Genomic DNA, 19,364 nt, shown 5'->3' on the forward strand with positions numbered 1-19,364 from the left:
GGCAGCCGAGTTTGTTTTGAAACAGAAGAACGAGTGGATCCATGAGCGAGAAAATTGCGATTCTTGGCGCGGGGTCGATGGGAACCGCCTGTGCCTGCATCCTCGCACGTGGCGGAAGCCATAACGTGCAGCTTTGGGCACGTAACGCGACGTTTGCACGACATATTCAGGAAACACGAGAAAACAGTCGACTGCTTCCCGGTGTTCGTCTTCCATCGTCAGTGAATGTAACATCCAATGCCGAAGAGGCACTTCAGGCGGCCGATTACATTGTGGTTTGCATCCCTACAAAGGGTCTGCGTTCGGCGCTGCAGTCGCTGGTGTCCTGCATTCCTGAGTCCAGTCTGATCGTGAGCGCCATCAAAGGCATCGAAAATGAAACGTTGATTCGGCCCAGTCAAATCGTTCAGGAGTTGCTCGGCGAACGCCCCGTCGTTGCATTTGGTGGTCCGTGTCACGCGGAAGAAGTGGCTCGCGGTAAACCAGCCAGTGTGGTTGCAGCCTGCGATGATCTGGCATCTGCCGAAAAAGTACAGATTCTGTTTTCGGATGACGCGTTGCGAGTGTATGCCAACAACGATTTGCTGGGTGTTGAACTGGCTGGTGCCCTGAAGAACGTAATGGCCATTGCCGCTGGAATCAGCGACGGTCTTTGTTACGGAGACAATGCACGTTCCGCGCTTTTGACCAGAGGACTGGCAGAAATGGTTCGTTTTGGAATGCGAATGGGTGCGCAGGCCGAGACGTTTTTCGGGCTCGCCGGAATTGGCGACCTCACAGCCACCTGTTGTAGTCAACATAGCCGAAATCGACGGGTCGGCGAACTGCTCGGCCAAGGTCAGAGCCTGACTGAGATCGAAGCGTCTATGCATGCGGTCGCAGAAGGTGTGGCCACAACACGCAGTATCGTCGATCTGGCTGTCCAAAGGAAAATCGATATGCCAATTGCGCGAGAAGTCTATGCTGTCCTCTTTCAGGGCAAAGCCCCTTCGGAGGCGACAGAGGAACTGATGCGACGCCCCCTAAGAACCGAATGATCCATTTTGATGCTCGAATTGGCCCCGATGCATACCTTTTTCAGGACATGTGAAATGACAACTGACAGCACAACTCAAACCGTCAAATTGCTGAACCGCCGAAATATACTGGCCATGGCAGGAGTCGCAGGCGTTCTTGGATCCCGGGCGATGTCCGGTTCCGCTTCACCACACACAATGGCCAATCTCTCCAGCGCTCGTCCGATGAGCGACGAGACGAAACCACATCAACGCACTCGATTTGCCGTTTCGACGTATTCGTTCTGGCAATTCCGCAACGATGACCTTCGAGACATCGAAAAATGTATCGATCTGGCCGCGGAATGGGGCTTCGATGGCGTCGAAATTCTTCATCGCCAGATGACGAACGATAGCAACGGCTATCTGCAGCGTTTGAAGCAGCGTGCATTTGTGAATGGTTTAGATCTGTGCGGATTTTCCACCCATCAGGGTTGGTGCTCGCCGGATGCAGAAAAGCGAAAAACAAATACAGAACACACGATCAAATGTATTGAACTTTCATACGCACTTGGCATCCCAACGATGCGGGTCAATACAGGCACGTGGGGCACCAGCAAGAACTTTGATGCCTTGATGGCCAACCGCGGAATTGAACCACCGATCGAAGGTTACACCGATGAAGATGCTTTTAAATGGGTCATCGATGGATTGACCGAATGCCTGCCTGCTGCTGAGCGGTGTGGCGTGACGCTTGGACTCGAAAACCATTGGGGGCTCGGTCGAACACCAGAAGGTGTCATGCGCATTGTGAAAGCAATCAACTCACCCTGGCTGAAGACGACCCTGGATACCGGAAACTTTCTTGAAGACCCGTATGACAGACTCGAACTGATGGCGGATGAAGCCGTTCTTGTTCAGGCCAAGACTTACTTTGGCGGCGGTCTTTGGTATCAGCTGGATTTGGATTACCCACGCATCGCAGAACTGCTGAGGAGGCACCAATTCAAGGGATACGTGTCTCTGGAATTCGAAGGAAAAGAGTCACCTTTGACGGCCATCCCAAAGAGTCTTGAATTGTTGCATCAGTCCTTCAATTCCTGATGAGAATTGCTCGCACTGTTGTGCAACCTGCAGTTGGCGAGGCACACCACAATCACTTTCCCCCGGAACGGTGCCACAAAGCACCTCCGGTTTCTTTGCATTTTCCGTCCGAGCCGGCGCGCGTCCGGCTACCAATAAAGCCAGTCCGACAGGCTGATAGAGCAACAGCAGCAATCGTTATTCCGATGGCAACGTTCTGCGAGCCTGTTGTGTATCGATCAACAGTACGGGAATCACCAGAAGAATCTGCAGTACTCCCGAAACGAGCAGAATTTGATGGATGGTCATTGAGGCACTCAACTGACCAGCAAGATAACTACCAATGGTCGTTGAAAGATTCATCAAAGACATGTACGCCGTGAATTGTGTTGCAGCGACGCGAGGCCAGGAAATCGTCATGAACAATGAGAACAATGACACCGACAACATCGCCAGCAGGAATTCCTGCCCCAGGAGCAGCACGACCACAAACGAATGACGATCGATAAGTGTCTCCAGGAAGCCGAACGCGATCCAGAGAGTCCCGATCAGGACAGAGACCGTGAAGATCAGCAAACGCGCCCCAAATCGGTCCGACGCAAACCCGCCCATTGCTGCACCGCTTAACCCAAGCAACAGGGCCCACCCTCCAGTTACGCTGGTATATTGTTGCTGAGTCCACCCGCCATCTTTGATAAGAAAGTCGACCAGAACTGCGGTGAGAACACCGATGCCGATCTTCACGCCAATCGCTACCCCGGCGCCGAGAATTGTGGATCGGAGAGAAAATGCCCGAATCAGATTTCGAAGAACGGATTCAGAGGAGAGTGGCCTGAGGCCATCGTTCGTTTCCGGGGTGCCCGCGGCGGAAGCAGGAGATTGTTTCTGACTGGCAGAGCCTGATGTCGGCATGGGCTGGGTTGGCATTGGGTCGGTTTGCAGATGCAGAGTGGGCGTCTCCCCAAAGTCAATCCGATCAGGCGCACCCCGGTCCACTTCTCGTTGATCTGGTGGATCGCCTTGACCGTTGCCGGATGAATGCGTGCCCATCAAACGCCCGCCCGCCAAACGGGTGCCTGCAGACTGGGGACGTTCACGAACGCACAGTGGCAACAGCATGATCACGAACAACAACAAAGCCTGAGTCAGCAAACCAGCCTGAATGCCGTAGTTCGCAACAACATAGCCAAGCCCAGCGCCTCCGATTGCTGTTCCGGCATAGCTGCTTCCGTACATCAATCCGTTCGCAATGCCGCGTTCCTTTTCCTGCAGCAGATCAACAGCCAGTGCGTCGACAGCCACGTCCTGCATGGACATGAAGACATTGGCAAGCAGTATCACAGCGGCTAGTGGTCCCGGGATCAATTCATAGAGTGTCCTCCAGACAGGCCCAGCATTCGCAGTACCCGCCCAAACCATGCCGGCAAGGTCGTCCACCGCCAACAGACTTGCAAGCACAAGAATCGCCATCCCCTGCGCAAAGATGATCCAGGGGCGACGACGTCCCAGAGACGGAATCGTAAACCGATCCATCAACGGTCCCCACAGAAACTTGAACGACCACGGCAACGATGCCACCGCCAGAATCTTTCCAAGTTGATCCGTGCTGATGCCATGTTCGGGCGTTGCAAGCCACGCCGCGAATGTGACGGTTACAAACCCCCACGGAATCCCCTGCGCTACGTAAAGCAGGCACAGGGTGAACATCCGCAGAGTCTTGTGTTCTGAAAGGTACACTTGTGTCTTCCTGTCTGGCGTGGATCGGCCGAAAAGTCTAACCCACGCGGCTCGATACGGCTAATGGCGAGCCTGGTTGCGGATCGCGTGATTGCAGAATTCAGAAGTTTGCGGGACCGATTCAGAAACCACAGACCGAAACATCGTCCGAAAGTTGCGTGTCGGCTGATCAGTTGCAGAATCAGGCATTCATTTCCAGTGCGTTCTGACTACAATCACTGACCTGCGGGCGGCGACGCCACCCAAACCAGACGATATGTCAGGCCAATTCGAAGGAGTTCTCAAGGTGCCCGTGAACTCAATGCCACGCAATGGTCATCATTTCCAACATGCATTCAGCAGCTGGCAACCGCTGGCGACTGACGGTCTGGTCCTGAAAAGCCGACGCAATATGCTGAAGGCGGGCCTTGCTGGAGTGGCGGGCCTTTCCGTTCCGGCTTTGCTTCGTGCCAAAGAACAAGCTCTCCGGGCTGGCCGGCCAACGAATAACAAGAGCGTCATCCTTTTGTGGATGACCGGCGGACCAAGTCACATCGACACCTGGGACATGAAACCAGACCGCCCCTTCGAAAATCGCGGGCCGTTCATGCCAATCGAAACTGCGATTCCAGGGGTGTCCATCTGCGAACACCTGCCAAAACAGGCCGCTATGATGGACAAGTTTTCGCTCATACGCTCTGTTGATTGCCGTGGCAGCAACCATGAGCCCAATATGGTGATGCAAACGGGAAATCGGGACGCTTCGCCGAGATCAAATCCTAAAGGGGACCGGTATCCGGCGATCGCATCCATTATCTCGAAATTCCGGGGGGCGAACGACCCCACAATGCCTCCGTACGTTTCGTTTCACAAGAGCCGCAGCCATCTGGCATGGGCCGGATGGCTCGGCAAGTCATTCGATCCTTTTGACGGAAATCGCGCGGCGGTCCTGCCCGCACTGGATCTCGTTGGAAAGCCGCTGGGACGCGAAACGGGAGCCGACATCTTTCACATGCCAGGGGCATTGAGTCAGGATCGTCTCTCCAATCGGCGCACGCTGGTCCAGGATCTGGACCGCCTTCGACGCGGCCTTGATCAGAGCGGTGCGATGGATTCTCTGGACATCTATGGACAACAGGCATTCGAAATGGTTCTGGGTGGCAAGGCACAACAGGCATTCGATCTGTCGCGCGAGCCGGATGCGACCCGTCTCCGGTATGGTGATCATCTTTGGTGCAAACAGGCGCTCCTCGCAAGACGCCTTGTGGAAGCAGGGGTAGCATTCGTCACAATTGACCTGAGCTATCACACAGCGTCGGGCACCTGGGATACGCATGGTGACAATATTCCGCCCTACGGTGGAATCAGCAAAGGTTTAGGCCCGCTCCTTCCTCTGTTTGATCATCTGATCACAACACTCGTCGGGGACCTGGACGAACGAAATCTGCTCGACGACGTGCTGGTTCTGGCAATGGGCGAGTTCGGCAGGACGCCCGTCATGGGAACACAGGGAAGCACCGACGGTCGAAATCACTGGCCTGTTGTGATGTCAATGTGCATGGCTGGCGGCGGACTTCGGCATGGCCAGGTCATCGGCAGCAGTTCGCAGGACGGCGGTGAAGTCAAAGATCGTCCGGTAACGCCCGGGGATCTGGCCGCTACAATCTACCGTCACATGGGCGTCCCGCTCGACTTAACCTACGAAGACGAACGGAACCGACCGCGATTTATCGTGGAAGAAAATGGAACCCCAATGCCCGAACTTTTCTAACGAAATCAACCAGTCAATCAACTGCCAAACGGACAGAAACCTGCCTCCTGCGAATGACTCGGTCGCAGGCTTTTCATCTTCCGGAACAGCGACCCTTGTCTTCTTCCGGCGTGCCAACAAGAGCTTCCGTCGCTGGCGGGCGGGAACAAACTCAAATATGAATATGAACTGTGACGAAGGTCCCCCGGAGCGGCAACCTGCATCCTCTCTTCCGGATCATTCCCATTCCATACCCGTGGAAAGCCGCGACGTACCGGAATCCCCACAGACGCACCAGGATGCTCTGAATACCGCGATCCATTCGCAATCGAATGGAATCCCATCCGACGTTGTGGAGGAAATGACACCTGCCATCAATCGTATCACTGCGGAAGAGTATCGACGTTACAAACGCAAACAGTTTCGCACATCGCTGCTGCTGTTTCTGGCGACGTGCTTTTCAACGTTTCTTGTTGCCTCCGAGTTTCTTCCGTTGGTGTGGTCGCCAGGTTTCTTCTCATCCGACTTTCGTGAATACGCGAACGCAGAACTCCAAAGAAGCGCAGCACGAACCGGAACGCGTCCGATGTCTTTTCAGGAGGTCATGGGCAAAGCGATCCGGAACGGACTGGAGTATTCAGTTCCATTGATGCTGATCCTTCTCTGTCACGAATTGGGCCACTTTTTACAGGCAGTCCGATACCGGGTACCAGCCTCACTGCCGTACTTTATTCCTTTGCCGCTGCCGCCACTGGGCACCATGGGCGCCGTCATCCTGCAGGGCAGGGGAGTCGCCAACCGAAAGCAAATGTTCGACATCGCAGTTTCCGGACCACTTGCCGGCCTTCTGATCACTTTGCCCGTCTTGTTTTATGGCATACGAACCTCTGAATTCCGCCCGGCATTTGCGATTCAATCCGGCCTGGAGTTTGGAGAACCCATGCTGCTGACGTGGCTGATCGAATGGTTACACCATCCAGCTGGCGAGAACCAAGTCTTTATTCTAAATGGCTACGGTTTCGCTGGCTGGGTAGGAGTTTTCATTACATCCATGAATCTGCTTCCCATCGGGCAGTTGGATGGTGGCCATATTCTGTACACGCTGATCGGCCGAAAGGCGCACTATGTGGCCTATGGCGTCCTGTTGACCGGCGTCGCATTCATGCTCTACACGCGCACCGTCTCTTACATGTTGCTGATCATTCTGCTGATGCTCACCGGGACACGACATCCCCCCACTTCTGACGACAGCATGCCGATTGGGTGGAAACGGCATGCCATTGGCTGGATGACGATGAGCTTTCTCTTAATAGGATTTACACCAAATCCAATTATCATTGAAGACGCACCAAAGCCTTCCGCTCCTGCACAACAAACGTCTCAGGAGCAAATTGCACTTCGTTTTCCGTCATCCGACGGCTCCATGTCCTCCGACTCGAATATCTGAGTTTCCATGTCACACCCAACTCTGGCAAAACAGTTTGTAGCAAACCATGATCGGGCGAAATGGCACGACAAGGCTTTGTGGTTTGTACGTGAAAAGCGAGACCGAATGGCTGGCAGCGTTCCCGAATGGGAGATGCTGCGCGAGACTGCGTCTGCCATCAAGATGCACACCATGTCCCGGCTGCCAGACTATCTTGAGCAGTTCGAAAAGAATGCCGAAGCTCTTGGTGTCCACGTGCACTGGGCAGAGAATGGCGAACAACACAATCAGATTGTGGAGGAGATCCTGAAAAAACACGGCGCAAGAAAAGTCGTGAAGAGCAAGTCCATGCTCACTGAAGAATGCCATCTGAATCCGTATCTTGAAGAACGAGGCTATGAAGTTGTTGATACGGACCTGGGTGAGCGTATCGTCCAGCTTCGAAAAGAAACTCCCAGCCATATTGTCCTGCCTGCCATCCATATCAGAAAAGAAGAGGTCGGGGAGTGTTTTCATGAACATCTGGGCACAGAGAAGGGTGCATCGGATCCAGCCTATCTGACAGAAGCGGCACGCCAGCACCTGCGAGAACGCTTTTGCAATGCTGACGCGGGCATCACGGGGGTCAACTTTGCGATTGCAGAAACTGGCGGATTTGTGGTCTGTACAAATGAAGGGAATGCAGATCTGGGAGTATCTCTTCCTAAGCTGCACATCGCCTGCATGGGAATTGAAAAGTTGATTCCCCGTCTCAGCGACCTGGCGGTCTTTCTCCGGTTACTCGCGCGTTCTGCCACAGGTCAGCCGATCACCACGTATTCGTCTCATTTTCACGGCCCCCAGGAAGGAAGCGAAATGCACATTGTCCTCGTCGACAATGGCCGCAGCGAAATCCTGAAGTCGGGTGAATTCCGGAAAAGCCTGAACTGCATTCGTTGTGGCGCGTGCATGAATACCTGCCCCGTATACCGACGCAGTGGAGGTCACAGTTACGAAGCAACAGTCCCCGGGCCGATTGGATCGATCCTTTCGCCACTGAAGGATGCAGCCAGCCATAGCTCCCTGCCTTTCGCCTGCAGTCTGTGCGGTTCGTGCACAGATGTTTGCCCAGTAAAGATCGACCTTCACCATCAACTGTTCGCATTAAGAAGCGAGCTGGATCGCAAGCACCTGGTGCCGATATCCAAGAAACTGCCGATGAAAATCGCCTCAGTTGTTCTGTCGCGTGCCTGGCTTTTCAATATCACCGGAAGGATGGCCAGAACTGCGCTAAGGCTGAGTCCGCGATTTGCTGTTTACAATGGACTGAACGGCTGGGGAAAACAACGAGAGTTGCCAGAGGCACCGGCAAAGTCATTCCGCCAACTCTACGCAAACCGCAAACGAACGACGCCACAATCCAACCGCAACTCCACTCAGGGAAGTGAATCATGAGCACCGCCCGTGAAGCCATTTTCAAACGTCTTCGAACGGCGCTGCCCCAGTCTTCACCCCTGCCAGAACTTCCAGCGGAGGGTCCCTGGCAAACGTTCGATGATCGTTACTCCCGCTTCAGTGAAGTCCTCGAGTTCGTTGGTGGCACGGCCGTTCGGGTTGCTACGGTAGCCGAAGCCAATACCCATCTGCAGGCTCACCCCAAATGGAACGAGTCCACCGTTCGTTGTTCGGTGGTAGAAGGCCTCGGCGATTCAACATTCGACCTGAACGCAGTTGAAGACCCACACTTGCTCGAAAATGTGGGATTTGCCGTGCTCAAAGGACACTTCGGAGTTGCAGAAAACGGTGCAGTCTGGGTGACAGACAACACCGTCAAGCATCGCGTCCTCTATTTCATCCCTCAATACATCGCAATTGCAATTCCATCAGTCAGCCTCGTGAACAACATGCACGAAGCCTACACGAAGATTTCAGCAAAGGATCATGCTTTCGCCGGATTCATTTCCGGACCGTCCAAAACGGCCGACATCGAGCAATCACTCGTCATCGGCGCTCATGGTGCACGAGCACTGACAGTGTACCTGATTGATGAATGGCCGGCAGAAAAGTAAGTTCGACGCGATAAGCCAATCACCTCAGGGCCACCGCAGTGACGGCGATTTAGCTGGAGAGGTTTTCCATCAGCTGGATACTTGCAGGCCCGACAAGGACCACAAAGATCCCCGGAAAGATGAAAAGGACCAGAGGGAAAATCATTTTCACCGCTGTCTGTTGCGCTTTTTCTTCGGCCATTTGACGGCGTTTCACACGCATCGTGTCGGACTGAACGCGAAGTGCCTGCGAAATTGACGAACCAAAACGGTCAGCCTGAATGAGAATCGCAGCAAGCGCACGGACGTCGTCGACTCCCGTTCGCACGCCAAGATCGTGCAGCACTTCTCGACGCGGTTTTCCCATCTGCATCTGCATGTTGCAGGTCGAAAGTTCCCCGCAGACCTCGGGAGCACCATCCTCCAGTTCTTCTGCGACCTTTCGCATGCCGGCATCAAGTCCAAGACCCGCTTCCACACAAACCACCAGAAGGTCCAGTGCATCGGGAAGCTGAAGAAAGATCTTGGCCTGACGAGAAGACTTCAGAAGCGTCAGACACAGTTCCGGAACATAGAATCCCAATCCGCCGCCAATCACCAGTGACATCCAGGAATTCGAACCCGGGGTGGCAGTCAGGAATCCGTAGCCGCCACCGAACAGTACGCCGGTCACCAGACCAAGAAACTTAATGGCCAGAAAGTTGCGAGGGGCATTGGGGCTGCTGAAACCAGCATTTCCAAGTCGCACCTTCAGAGCACTTTGTTCTGTTTCTGTCTTTGGCTGCAGCGCCTTCGATAGTGCCGGAGCGGCACGTTCAATCATGCTGCTCATCGCGCCTGGCTGTTGTTGCTGCTGCGTACCTTCGCGTCTGGCCCGTGAGAACGGATCACGGATATCTTCCAGCCGTTCTGAGGCACGGGATTTTTGCCTGGAAAACATCGAAGCAACGCCCCAGACACCAAGGAAAATGGCAACGAAGGCAGCAATCGGAATCAGACTTGCAAAATCCATGGCACTGACTTTTCAAAAAACGGCGGACTCTGAGTTCTCAATCAATCAACATAAATTTTGACGTCAAATCAGACTTTGATATCGACGATCTTCTTAATTGCGATGGCACCAAGCACTTGCATGAAGATCGCCGCATACATCATTTTCTGCCCAGTCGGATGCTCGAACAGCACCATCACGTAGTCAGGATTGATGTAATACACTGCGAAGAACAGAGCGACTGGCAGACCCATCAGTACCACACCGCTGATTCGACCTTCGCCGGTCAGTGCTTTCACCTGCCCAAGCAACTTGAAGCGTTCGCGAACCAGGAAACTGATCTTGTTCAGAATCTCGGCGAGGTCGCCCCCAGCCGTACGCTGAATGGCAACCGCAGTTACGAAGAATTTGAGGTCCAGGTTTGGCACCCGCAGAAGCATGTTTCGAAGTGCCTGTTCCAGCGGAATCCCAAGATTCTGCTCGTCATACACAGTGCGAAATTCCGTCGAAATCGGTGCTGGCATTTCAGAGGCAACAACATTCAGGCCCGAAGCAAGACTGTGTCCGGAACGCAGAGCGCGTCCCATGAGCTCGAGGGCATCCGGGAGCTGTTTTTCAAAACGCCGGAATCGACTGCGACGACGCAGCAGCAGCCAGAGCCAGGGGGTGCAGAACCCACCGACAGCACCCAGAGGAATCATCGGAGCAGGGGCTCTTGCGATCATCGTGAACATGGCCCCCAGCGCTGCGGCTCCTGCACACGCGCCAAGGAAGTGTTCAAACTTCAGTGGACAATCTGCCTGGCGAAAGAACATCGGCAGAGACGCAAATCTTTTCACAATCGCGTTGACAAGACCGTTAGCCCCGTCCAGGCCATCGCGAATCAATGAGTCTGCAATCTCTTTGCGACTCGGTTCGGCCGCACCGGTAAACGCAGCCAAACGCGCCTCGAGGTTCGAATCCCCTCCGGCAGTAAGGATCTGGCCGAGACCGAAAACGAGCGCAAGCACGCCGATAAAGGCAGCTCCCATGTAGATCAGTGTTGGATCCATAGTGGTCCCCAGTTTTTTCGATTCCGTCGAAGAGCCAGTTGCAACGTAAAACAATTCATCAACAGAGAGAGATCATTAGCCGAACGATTCCTGACTAAGGCGTTCGCATTGTCCGTTGGGCAAACAACCCTGATGGCAGACGAACACCGGCTGATTCGAGCTGTTCGATGCACTTCGGACGAACACCCGTCGATTCGAAATGCCCGAACGCTTTGCCGTTTTCGCCAATACCGTCCTGTATAAACTTAAAGATGTCCTGCATAACAATCGTTTCACCTTCCATGCCCACAACCTCTGTAATATAGGTCACTTTACGCGGCCCGCCCTGAAGGCGATTCGCCTGAATGATCAGGTGAACGGCAGAGGAAATTTGTTTTCGAATGGCCGAAAGCGGTAATTCAATACCGCTCATGTTAATCAGCGTTTCAATACGAGAGATTGCATCACGTGGATTGTTGGCGTGCACTGTTGTCAAAGAACCATCGTGACCAGTATTCATCGCCTGAAGCATGTCCAGCGTTTCACCACCTCGACACTCGCCGATGATGATCCGGTCCGGTCGCATACGAAGGGCGTTCTTGACAAGGTCGGTGGCGGTCACTCGCCCTTTGCCTTCAATATTTGGAGGACGAGTCTCCAGTCGCAGCACGTGTTCCTGCTGCAATTGAAGCTCCGCCGCGTCTTCGATGGTGATGATTCGATTCTCGTTCGATATGAAGCTTGAAAGCGTATTCAGCAGTGTGGTTTTACCAGAACCAGTACCTCCGCTGATGATCATATTCAGACGAGCCTTCATCCCGCCTTCAAGGAACATGACCATCTCGGGCGTGAACGCACCAAACTTCAGCAGGTCTTCCAGTGTCAGCGGATTTGACCCGAAGCGACGAATCGTCAGCGAAGGACCGTCAAGTGCCAGAGGCGGGATGATTGCATTCAAACGCGAACCGTCCGGCAATCGCGCGTCCACCATCGGAGAGGTTTCGTCGACGCGGCGACCGACCTTGGAGACGATGCGGTCAAGGATCTGCAACAGGTGATCGTTGTCGCGGAACGTAACATCAGACTTCTGAATTCGTCCTCCTTTTTCGATGAAGACGTGCTTTGGGCCGTTGATCATGATGTCCGCAACGCCCTCTTCCTTCAGGAGCAGTTCCAGCGGACCGAAGCCAAACGCCTCATCAAGAACCTCTTCCACCAATCGTTCACGCTCGGAACGATTCAGCATCGGATTCTCGGTATCGCAAAGGTGCTCGACTACGACGCGGATCTCACGTCGCAGGCTATCGCCTTCCAGTTCCGAAAGACGGGTCAGATCCAGCTTTTCAACCAGCTTGCCGTGAATGTGCGACTTAAGTGTTTCGAAATCGTTCGTGCTTGATCGAGACGTCTTAACAGGGGCAATCATTTCGATGGAACTCCGTGTGCGGTAACCAGTTTCTACTTTCCCCGGCAGTCTCCGCGTTCTTCCTGAACGTTCGGACAGACCACGCCAATAATGGCGATACTGGAGAATAGGTCACGGATTCCGGCATGACGGCATGAACGTTCCGATTTGTTGCCGTAGCTCCACAGTTGAACCCTGAATTATGCACCAATTGGATTCGGTTGGATGGAATGTATTGATTCTTATTGACTGCGCACGAAAAAACCCGTCCCCGGAATTGCCCGGGGACGGGTCTCAAGTCATATGAACAGAAACAGGCAGAATTGCCAGCCTCCCGCCTGGCAGCCTGTTGAAAAACGGGACCAGCTCGAGCAGAAGACCTTAAAACACTGCGGTTTACGGCCGTGCAGCGTGCCTGCCCCGATTCTTCAAGGGACAGCTAGCGAGCTTCCTCTTCCTGTCCGAGACGGATAATCATTCCGCCACCACTGCCACCACCACGCGAAGGGTTGAGAATGTAATCGGCATCCAGAGCCTTCTCAATCCTTGACTTCGCCTGAGACAGGTGAGCCGTTGTGTATGGATCGTGACGATCAGCCGCAGCGGCCTGGGCCGATTCAATCTTTTTGAGAATCTGTCGCAACTGTTCTGACGCGAGCATGGAAATCGCGCGCTCGGCAGAATCGGCAGCGTTGGCGGGCATATTCAGATCGATCAGTCGCTGCATGTGCTCGCGTTGAAGATTCAATCGCAGGCTTGAAATGAAAGGCTTGCGGGCGGTGTATTCTCCCTCAGCCTTGGCATCCAGCTCGCTCCAGATTTCATTGGTCAGTGTCTGAAGCAGTTCCGGCAGCGTCAGGCTGTCCTGATCAGCCGGAATACGAAACTCGTTGTCGTAAACACGCTCCAGCGTCGTAGGATTCATGATTCCAGTCAGCATGGAAGCCTGAATCCCCATGATCCGATCGTGAATTGGCCACGTAGAATCATTGAAGGCAGAACGTGGGTTATCCAGCCACTTATCAAGTCCCATGGCTGTCACGAGTTCAGACGACAAACCAAACGCTTCATCCTTGAATGCATTGTTGATCACGAAGCGAAGGGCGGTCCGCTGCTGCTCAGCCGGTACTACGTTAATTGGCATTCGGCCGTTGGGATCGCCTTTCTTATCGCGGTTGACGAAGGCACCACCCAGCCAGTTGGACATCATCGAAAGTGATTTTGTCTGCAGGCTCAGTGTCAGTTCGTAGCCGTATCGAACACGGTCCCAGCTATCCCCGTCTTTGATGAACGAGCTAAGCAGTTTTTCGCGGTGATGCTTTGCAAGCCTCATTTGATTTTCGGCGTAGTCCACAGGATCCTTGCTGAAGTCATAACGGCGAGCCAGTGGGTCCGGTCCTGAAGTATCTTCATCTGTGGCGTAAACCAGCTCGGGCTCCGCGACGCGAGCAAGTACCGGCTTCGTGTCACCGAATGTGTAACCGTACTCGATGGCCCACATGTCATAGGGACCAATGCCCGTCATACAGTAGTCGCCCTGGATCTCGCCGGCCCCCAGATTGATGTTCGTGCCGATGTAGTCCATCACCGAACCTGCCAGCGGCTTCTTCCCTTTCACTTTTTCACTGTTGATTTCGGCGAGTGTGTAGACGCTGGAGGCTTTGAAGTTGTGTCGAAGACCGAGAGTGTGACCAACTTCATGTGCGACGAGATGCGCAATCAGAGGACCAACGAAAGATTCAGGCATGCCGTCGAGCATCTGCTCTTTCGGCTCATCTTTTTTCTTGTCCTCTTCCTTCTTCTCTTCTTTCTCTTCGTCAGCCTTCTCCCCCTTGTCGTCAGCATCCATCAAGGCCAGAGTCATCTGCATCAGGGCCAGGTCGAAACCCATTCCATCGGCCGCCATACACATGCCATTGACCTGAGATTGACGTCCCATCAATCCATCAAATTCATTGCGACCAATCATGCGAGGATCACCGGACGCCAGTGGATGCCCAACAAACGGCATCGCGGACTGACGAGCAATTTCCTGCTGAATAGACTGCCGTTCAGAAGGGGGCGCCAGTCGAATACGAGGATCCCAGGTGGGATGTTCCGCAAGCCAGGCCAGCGTGTCCGGGCCAAACCCTTCCATGGCAACTTTAGGCAGCGATTCCGTGAATTCCTTTTGATAGTGACGAATCCAGCCATCCGTCAGAATGATATCCGCATCCAGAATCTGTCCGGTCAGAGGATGGACTCGGCTTGGGCCGATGGCTGTTCCAATGTCATTGTTTAACCAGCGGACAAAGTTGAAGTTCACGTCCTCAGGATCTTTGTCCATGTGAGCTTTGGACGTGGCATCCTGGTAGTACACTTCGATCGCGTCAGAAATCCCGACGTTTTCAAAGGCCTTGTTCCACGAAATAATGCCTTCCCGAACCCAGCGACGATAACGTACCGGAGTCGTGTGCTCGATGAAGAAAACGATGGGTTCCTTCGGCGGACTGATCTTCAACTTGGGATCAGCCTTCTCAAGGTGCCAGCGATTGATGTAACGGATCGAAGTTTCGCGGTCGTTGTATTTGGCGAGGTCTGTGTAATTCGTCGTGAAGTACCCCACACGGGTGTCAGCTTCGCGAGGCTTGTAGCCCGTGCTGTCAGGAATGTCACTAATTGAGTAGTGCGCGGTCTTCAGCAACCCACCATTTGTCGGAATCTCGAACGCGATTTCAACATTGTTCTCAAACGCCTTGGCCGTCGCAATTTTGAACATGTTGTTCCGAACCATCGTGGGATTCGGACTGACATCAAATCCGAAAAACTGATTGGCCCGACCAACAAGCATCGCATCCATATCAATGACAGGTCCGCCACCCGGCCCAATGGTCACGATAGGGACCTCGAGCAGTACTCGATCCGTGAACAGACGCTTCACTGAGGACTCAGCCTCTTTGTCTCCATTTGCCCGGATGCTGATATTGGGTTCAATCAGCGCAAGATGCTTGTCATATCGACGCCAGTAGACGTAGTACTCTCCGGCCTGCAGGCCGGCATAGGTTTCGCCACTGGCAACCGTTAATGCAATGAAATACTTCTTGGACGCAAATGTCCGCGGCAATTCCGCGAGCATCTGATTGTCTTTGGCCCGAGTCCAAAGCGTATACATCGGGGTGATGTTCGCCTTGGTGACCACCTTCTCATACCCCTCCAGGACCTTTGCGTGTGGCGGGAACTCCGGAGGCGAACCTCCTTCCTGAGCAATAGTGCTGACGGACATCGCACACAGCGCTGCCGACAGAAATGTGGCCGGTTTCAGCCAGCAAAACAGCTTGCAAACCATTTTTGCCCTCTTCTCGAAGTGCGTAGAAACGAATAGTTCAGGGGCCATCGTTCCGCGTTTGCCAATGTCAGATGTCGATCTCACTGCAAAACGACGACGATCGCACAGGACGCAGGCTGCCCCGGGCTCTCAGAGCCTCCAGTCCAGCAATTCTACCTGTTTTCTAATGACGCGGAAGCTTCGCTCACCTGGTTTCGGCTCGATTCGCCAGGCTGCGGACATCCGCAATGCATGACAACCACAGCAGTAAAACCTACCGATCCTTTCCAAATTCCTGTAACCGCAGTTTGCGATACGACCGGAAACGGTATTTGGCAAAAAAACCGCAAGAGCAAGTTCAACACCGGCCTGTATTCAAAATGCACAGGACAACAGCAGCACGAAGATGTTGGCTGGAAGACTCTATTCCCCAGACTTTACCACAACCGCCGAAACTGCATTCACACCGCACAATACCCGAACTCCGGTACCAGCGCAAGAGTCCCTGGTGCGCAGCATGGCCAAAGCTTCCACCGTTGTTGGAGAGCTTTGTTGCCACGAACTAATCTTCCCAAGTGCCTCACCGTCAACCGACTGGACAGAGGCACCCGTCCAGTCGAATTGGCTGATGTCACCCGAATCCAGAGTGAGCCGACGAATGCATTTGTTGACGTGGCCCATTGCATCAATTCGCGCAATCGGCTCCTGACCGAGATAGCAACCTTTTGAGTAGCTGATCGACCTCTTGTTGCGATCGGCTTCCGGAGCCATCGTATCGCTCAACAAATCGATACCGAATACTGGCAGTCGATCCCTGATTCGCAGCAGGTCGAACCGGGGGTACCCCGCGAGCATTATTCCTGATGCCATCCAATCCTGGAGAACGGAGACCACATCCTCCTCAGGCAAACTGAAAATCACGGCTTCCCCTTCACTCAGGGAGGGTTTCAGCCAGCGAATTGAACCATGAAGGCCATTGATTACAGATTGACCACAGGAGTTTGCCAAAGCGTTTGCCGCCTCCGTGTTTTGTGACGCCACCAGCGCATCCTGAATGCGGGTTCCACAGATCGCAAAGCCAGCCACCGGCGTGGAAAGAGTTTCTACGGCTACATCATCCATAATGATGTATTTGTTCAGATGTTCGCACAAGGCCCCTGCATCCGGATTGAGCATCCAGATTTCGTGTTCCGCCTCGCCAGCAAGTATCCAGCCGTGGGCCAGCACTCGCGCTTTCGCATCCGTAAAAAAAGCCTCGCACGATTGTCCAGGGGAAAGTGCCTTCACATTGTTGGTACAGAAATTATGCAGGAATCGCGCACAGTCGCTCCCGGTTGCACGGAGCCGAGTAAACAGCGGCAACGGAACCACAACGGCGTCTGACCCTGCCTGGTTTTGCGAACCGGCCATATCCTCGGCCTTTTCACCAGCGTTGCCACCAAAGTGATGGAATGCCGTTTCTCCGAGGACAAGTGGCCCCTCAACACCACCTTGTTCAACCAACCACTTTTTTACGGTTTCGGACGTTTTCATTCGTTTTCTTTTTTCGCAGGCGCAAGGTATTCAAGGCGGCGTTTGACGGCATCAAACCGGGCATATCCATCGGGAATGATAGATGGCTCTACCGTCACTGGCCACTGGCTCATCGCTGCGAAGGGATGATTCGGGAAGCCCCAGGTACCAACATCGTGCAACAACGCGGCACTATTCAGAATCAATCCGGCCTCAATATCGGACGTGGACCCGGAAATGGCTGCACTCAGAAATTCCCTGGGATCCGCCAGACCACTCAGACCAAGAAATTCGGCGGCCCGACAGCGGACAAGGACAGACGCGTCGTTTCGGGCAATCGTCAGCATATCGTCTTTCAGGCTGCGGACATGATTCCAGCCAAACTGCGAACCAATGGCGGTTGTACTGATGACGCCCCAGTAACGTTCCAGCCAATCTTCCGATGCGCGCGCGGCGGCGAGTCGATGCAGTACTGAAGACACCTCAACGGCCTGTCCGGATTTGATGGCGTCCCCAACATGAAGCGGCGCATCAGCGATATCGGCAAGTCGGGAGATCTTCGCCTGATTCGCCTGTCCAAATTCCACAGGATGTTGGAACGCTTCTCTGGCGAGTTCACTTTCAGGTACAAAACTGAGATCAGGTAACGTGCGAACAATTTCACCCAATCGTGTTCGCAGCATCAATAACTGCGATTTGAAGTTCGGGTCATTTGCCAGATCACTCGTCTCGTGGGGATCCGCGTTCAGATCAAATAACTGTTCTGCCGGGCGCGGAGAGAAAAACTGCTGCTGAACAGCATTCAGTTTTCCGTCCTTTGACAATTGACGCCATTCACGAAATGCAGCATTCAGATAACGATAGTTGTTGTGCAGGCTGTCGATATTGAACGGCTGATAGTTTCGGATGTATTTGAATCTACCTTTCCGCAGAGTCCTCACGAAATCATATTTCTCATCGAAGCGATCCGCATATCCGAACGCTTCATCGCGTTCATCAACATCTTCGGATCTGACGTTCCTGCCCAGAAATGGCCGACCGTCGATTCCCTCTGGCAATTCAATATCAGCGAGACTTAACACAGTGGCGCCGAAATCGATGAAGCTCACAAAGCCATCGACGCGTGATGGCAGGTCGCGATCAACTAAATGCTTCCATCGTTCAGGCACACGAATCACAAGTGGCACATGCAGCCCACTCTCATAGGCATATCCTTTCCCTCGTGGAAGCACGCCCCCATGATCTCCGAAGTAGAAGATGAAGGTATCTTCGAGCAAACCATCGCTTTTCAGGCGATCCACCACGTTTCCAATTTGCTGGTCGACCTGCTGGATCCGGTCCAGATACCGAGCATACGTGTATCGAAACAACGGGGTGTCAGGGTGATACGGAGCGAGCGTGACACTGGCGGCAGAATGAACCGTGGGCCTGTCATCCACATCGGCATCCGGGAAATGCAAACTACTTTCGTGCGTGGTCGCGAAACTCTGCATGTAGAAAAAAGGTTGTCCTGCGGATCGCCCACCCCACGTTGCCTTCCTGGACGAATCGTCCCAGACTCCGGATCCTTCAGTGGCATTGTAATCCTTCTTGTTGTTGTTCGCCGTGTAATATCCTGCCTGACGCAAGAGTGCAGGAAACATTTGCACACCATCCGGCATTGGCACCGATACTGCTTTTCGGTGAAACTGGGTCCCAATTCGTGGACCAAGGCAGGACGTGATCAGAGTCGTCCGAGCAACGCTGCATACGGGTGCGTTTGAGAATGCGTGATTGAATGTCAATCCGTGATTGGCCAGCTCTGAAATCCTGGGCGTCGCTGCACCTGAGGGATCATAGATCTTCAACCAGTGTTTCGAGTTATCTTCGGAAATCAGCCACACAATGTTCGGTTTGTCTGCGGCTGTCGGTTCTGGATTTTGTCCGCAGCCGGGCGCTGCAAGGGTTGTTGTCGTCGCAAAAATCATGCATGCAACCAATGCGGTCCCGGACACAACTCCGCGAATTCCTCGTAACGCCATGCCGTACCTTTGCCAAAACTGACCCATCGTCTTAACTTTCCACTCGCATGCTTCAGAGAGCATCTCACGTCGATCAATCATTCATTACGCCTGCACATTAGTA

At 53.7% G+C, this 19,364-nt stretch carries 13 protein-coding genes; 6 read left to right on the forward strand and 7 right to left on the reverse strand.

Annotation, left to right across the window (positions count from 1 at the left end; translation table 11 throughout):
- Nucleotides 1-41: 41 nt before the first annotated feature.
- Entirely contained in the window at nucleotides 42-1,037 is a 996-nt protein-coding gene (locus R3C20_19400; protein MEZ6042669.1) for an NAD(P)H-dependent glycerol-3-phosphate dehydrogenase, read from the forward strand.
- 54 nt (nucleotides 1,038-1,091) lie between these two features.
- Nucleotides 1,092-2,099 carry a sugar phosphate isomerase/epimerase family protein gene (locus R3C20_19405; protein ID MEZ6042670.1) on the forward strand — a complete coding sequence of 336 codons (1,008 nt, stop codon included), beginning with the start codon at nucleotides 1,092-1,094 and terminating at the stop codon, nucleotides 2,097-2,099.
- Between the two features lie 177 nt (nucleotides 2,100-2,276).
- Here the strand turns inward: R3C20_19405 and R3C20_19410 are convergent, their stop codons facing one another.
- Nucleotides 2,277-3,815, reverse strand: a complete 1,539-nt coding sequence (locus R3C20_19410) for an MFS transporter (GenBank protein MEZ6042671.1) — start codon at nucleotides 3,813-3,815, stop codon at nucleotides 2,277-2,279.
- 286 nt (nucleotides 3,816-4,101) lie between these two features.
- On the opposite strand from R3C20_19410, the gene R3C20_19415 reads away from it, so the two are divergent.
- The 4 genes from R3C20_19415 to R3C20_19430 all read left to right on the forward strand — a co-directional run bounded on the left by R3C20_19415 (nucleotide 4,102) and on the right by R3C20_19430 (nucleotide 9,018).
- Complete coding sequence (locus tag R3C20_19415) at nucleotides 4,102-5,565, forward strand: DUF1501 domain-containing protein (GenBank protein MEZ6042672.1); 1,464 nt, start codon at nucleotides 4,102-4,104, stop codon at nucleotides 5,563-5,565.
- Between the two features lie 157 nt (nucleotides 5,566-5,722).
- Nucleotides 5,723-6,991 (forward strand): site-2 protease family protein, encoded by a 1,269-nt coding sequence (locus R3C20_19420; protein ID MEZ6042673.1) that lies wholly within the window; start codon nucleotides 5,723-5,725, stop codon nucleotides 6,989-6,991.
- Between the two features lie 6 nt (nucleotides 6,992-6,997).
- Nucleotides 6,998-8,404, forward strand: coding sequence for a LutB/LldF family L-lactate oxidation iron-sulfur protein (locus R3C20_19425; GenBank protein ID MEZ6042674.1), 1,407 nt, complete (start codon nucleotides 6,998-7,000; stop codon nucleotides 8,402-8,404).
- On the forward strand, nucleotides 8,401-9,018 hold the full coding sequence (locus tag R3C20_19430; protein ID MEZ6042675.1) for an LUD domain-containing protein: 618 nt from the start codon (nucleotides 8,401-8,403) through the stop codon (nucleotides 9,016-9,018). The genes R3C20_19425 and R3C20_19430 overlap by 4 nt, the downstream gene beginning before the upstream one ends.
- A gap of 49 nt (nucleotides 9,019-9,067) precedes the next feature.
- Here the strand turns inward: R3C20_19430 and R3C20_19435 are convergent, their stop codons facing one another.
- The 6 genes from R3C20_19435 to R3C20_19460 all read right to left on the reverse strand — a co-directional run bounded on the left by R3C20_19435 (nucleotide 9,068) and on the right by R3C20_19460 (nucleotide 19,288).
- On the reverse strand, nucleotides 9,068-10,009 hold the full coding sequence (locus R3C20_19435) for a type II secretion system F family protein (protein ID MEZ6042676.1): 942 nt from the start codon (nucleotides 10,007-10,009) through the stop codon (nucleotides 9,068-9,070).
- 68 nt (nucleotides 10,010-10,077) lie between these two features.
- Entirely contained in the window at nucleotides 10,078-11,040 is a 963-nt protein-coding gene (locus R3C20_19440; protein MEZ6042677.1) for a type II secretion system F family protein, read from the reverse strand.
- A 94-nt stretch (nucleotides 11,041-11,134) separates the two neighbouring features.
- Nucleotides 11,135-12,445, reverse strand: coding sequence for a CpaF family protein (locus R3C20_19445; GenBank protein MEZ6042678.1), 1,311 nt, complete (start codon nucleotides 12,443-12,445; stop codon nucleotides 11,135-11,137).
- 418 nt (nucleotides 12,446-12,863) lie between these two features.
- Entirely contained in the window at nucleotides 12,864-15,749 is a 2,886-nt protein-coding gene (locus R3C20_19450) for a zinc-dependent metalloprotease (protein MEZ6042679.1), read from the reverse strand.
- Between the two features lie 402 nt (nucleotides 15,750-16,151).
- Complete coding sequence (locus tag R3C20_19455; protein MEZ6042680.1) at nucleotides 16,152-17,261, reverse strand: hypothetical protein; 1,110 nt, start codon at nucleotides 17,259-17,261, stop codon at nucleotides 16,152-16,154.
- The gene (locus R3C20_19460) at nucleotides 17,258-19,288 is read right to left on the reverse strand and encodes a sulfatase (protein ID MEZ6042681.1); all 2,031 of its coding nucleotides are present in this window, start codon (nucleotides 19,286-19,288) and stop codon (nucleotides 17,258-17,260) included. The genes R3C20_19455 and R3C20_19460 overlap by 4 nt, the downstream gene beginning before the upstream one ends.
- Nucleotides 19,289-19,364: the final 76 nt, after the last annotated feature.

This window comes from Planctomycetaceae bacterium (assembly GCA_041398825.1).
Taxonomy (GTDB): domain Bacteria; phylum Planctomycetota; class Planctomycetia; order Planctomycetales; family Planctomycetaceae; genus F1-80-MAGs062.

Bases quoted from the DNA above. Each gene is read 5' to 3' on its own strand.
- R3C20_19400 (MEZ6042669.1), top strand. From the start codon at position 42: ATGAGCGAGAAAATTGCGATTCTTGGCGCGGGGTCGATGGGAACCGCC.
- R3C20_19405 (MEZ6042670.1), top strand. From the start codon at position 1,092: ATGACAACTGACAGCACAACTCAAACCGTCAAATTGCTGAACCGCCGA.
- R3C20_19420 (MEZ6042673.1), top strand. From the start codon at position 5,723: ATGAATATGAACTGTGACGAAGGTCCCCCGGAGCGGCAACCTGCATCC.
- R3C20_19425 (MEZ6042674.1), top strand. From the start codon at position 6,998: ATGTCACACCCAACTCTGGCAAAACAGTTTGTAGCAAACCATGATCGG.
- R3C20_19430 (MEZ6042675.1), top strand. From the start codon at position 8,401: ATGAGCACCGCCCGTGAAGCCATTTTCAAACGTCTTCGAACGGCGCTG.
- R3C20_19435 (MEZ6042676.1), bottom strand. From the start codon at position 10,009: ATGGATTTTGCAAGTCTGATTCCGATTGCTGCCTTCGTTGCCATTTTC.
- R3C20_19440 (MEZ6042677.1), bottom strand. From the start codon at position 11,040: ATGGATCCAACACTGATCTACATGGGAGCTGCCTTTATCGGCGTGCTT.
- R3C20_19445 (MEZ6042678.1), bottom strand. From the start codon at position 12,445: ATGATTGCCCCTGTTAAGACGTCTCGATCAAGCACGAACGATTTCGAA.
- R3C20_19450 (MEZ6042679.1), bottom strand. From the start codon at position 15,749: ATGGTTTGCAAGCTGTTTTGCTGGCTGAAACCGGCCACATTTCTGTCG.
- R3C20_19455 (MEZ6042680.1), bottom strand. From the start codon at position 17,261: ATGAAAACGTCCGAAACCGTAAAAAAGTGGTTGGTTGAACAAGGTGGT.
- R3C20_19460 (MEZ6042681.1), bottom strand. From the start codon at position 19,288: ATGGGTCAGTTTTGGCAAAGGTACGGCATGGCGTTACGAGGAATTCGC.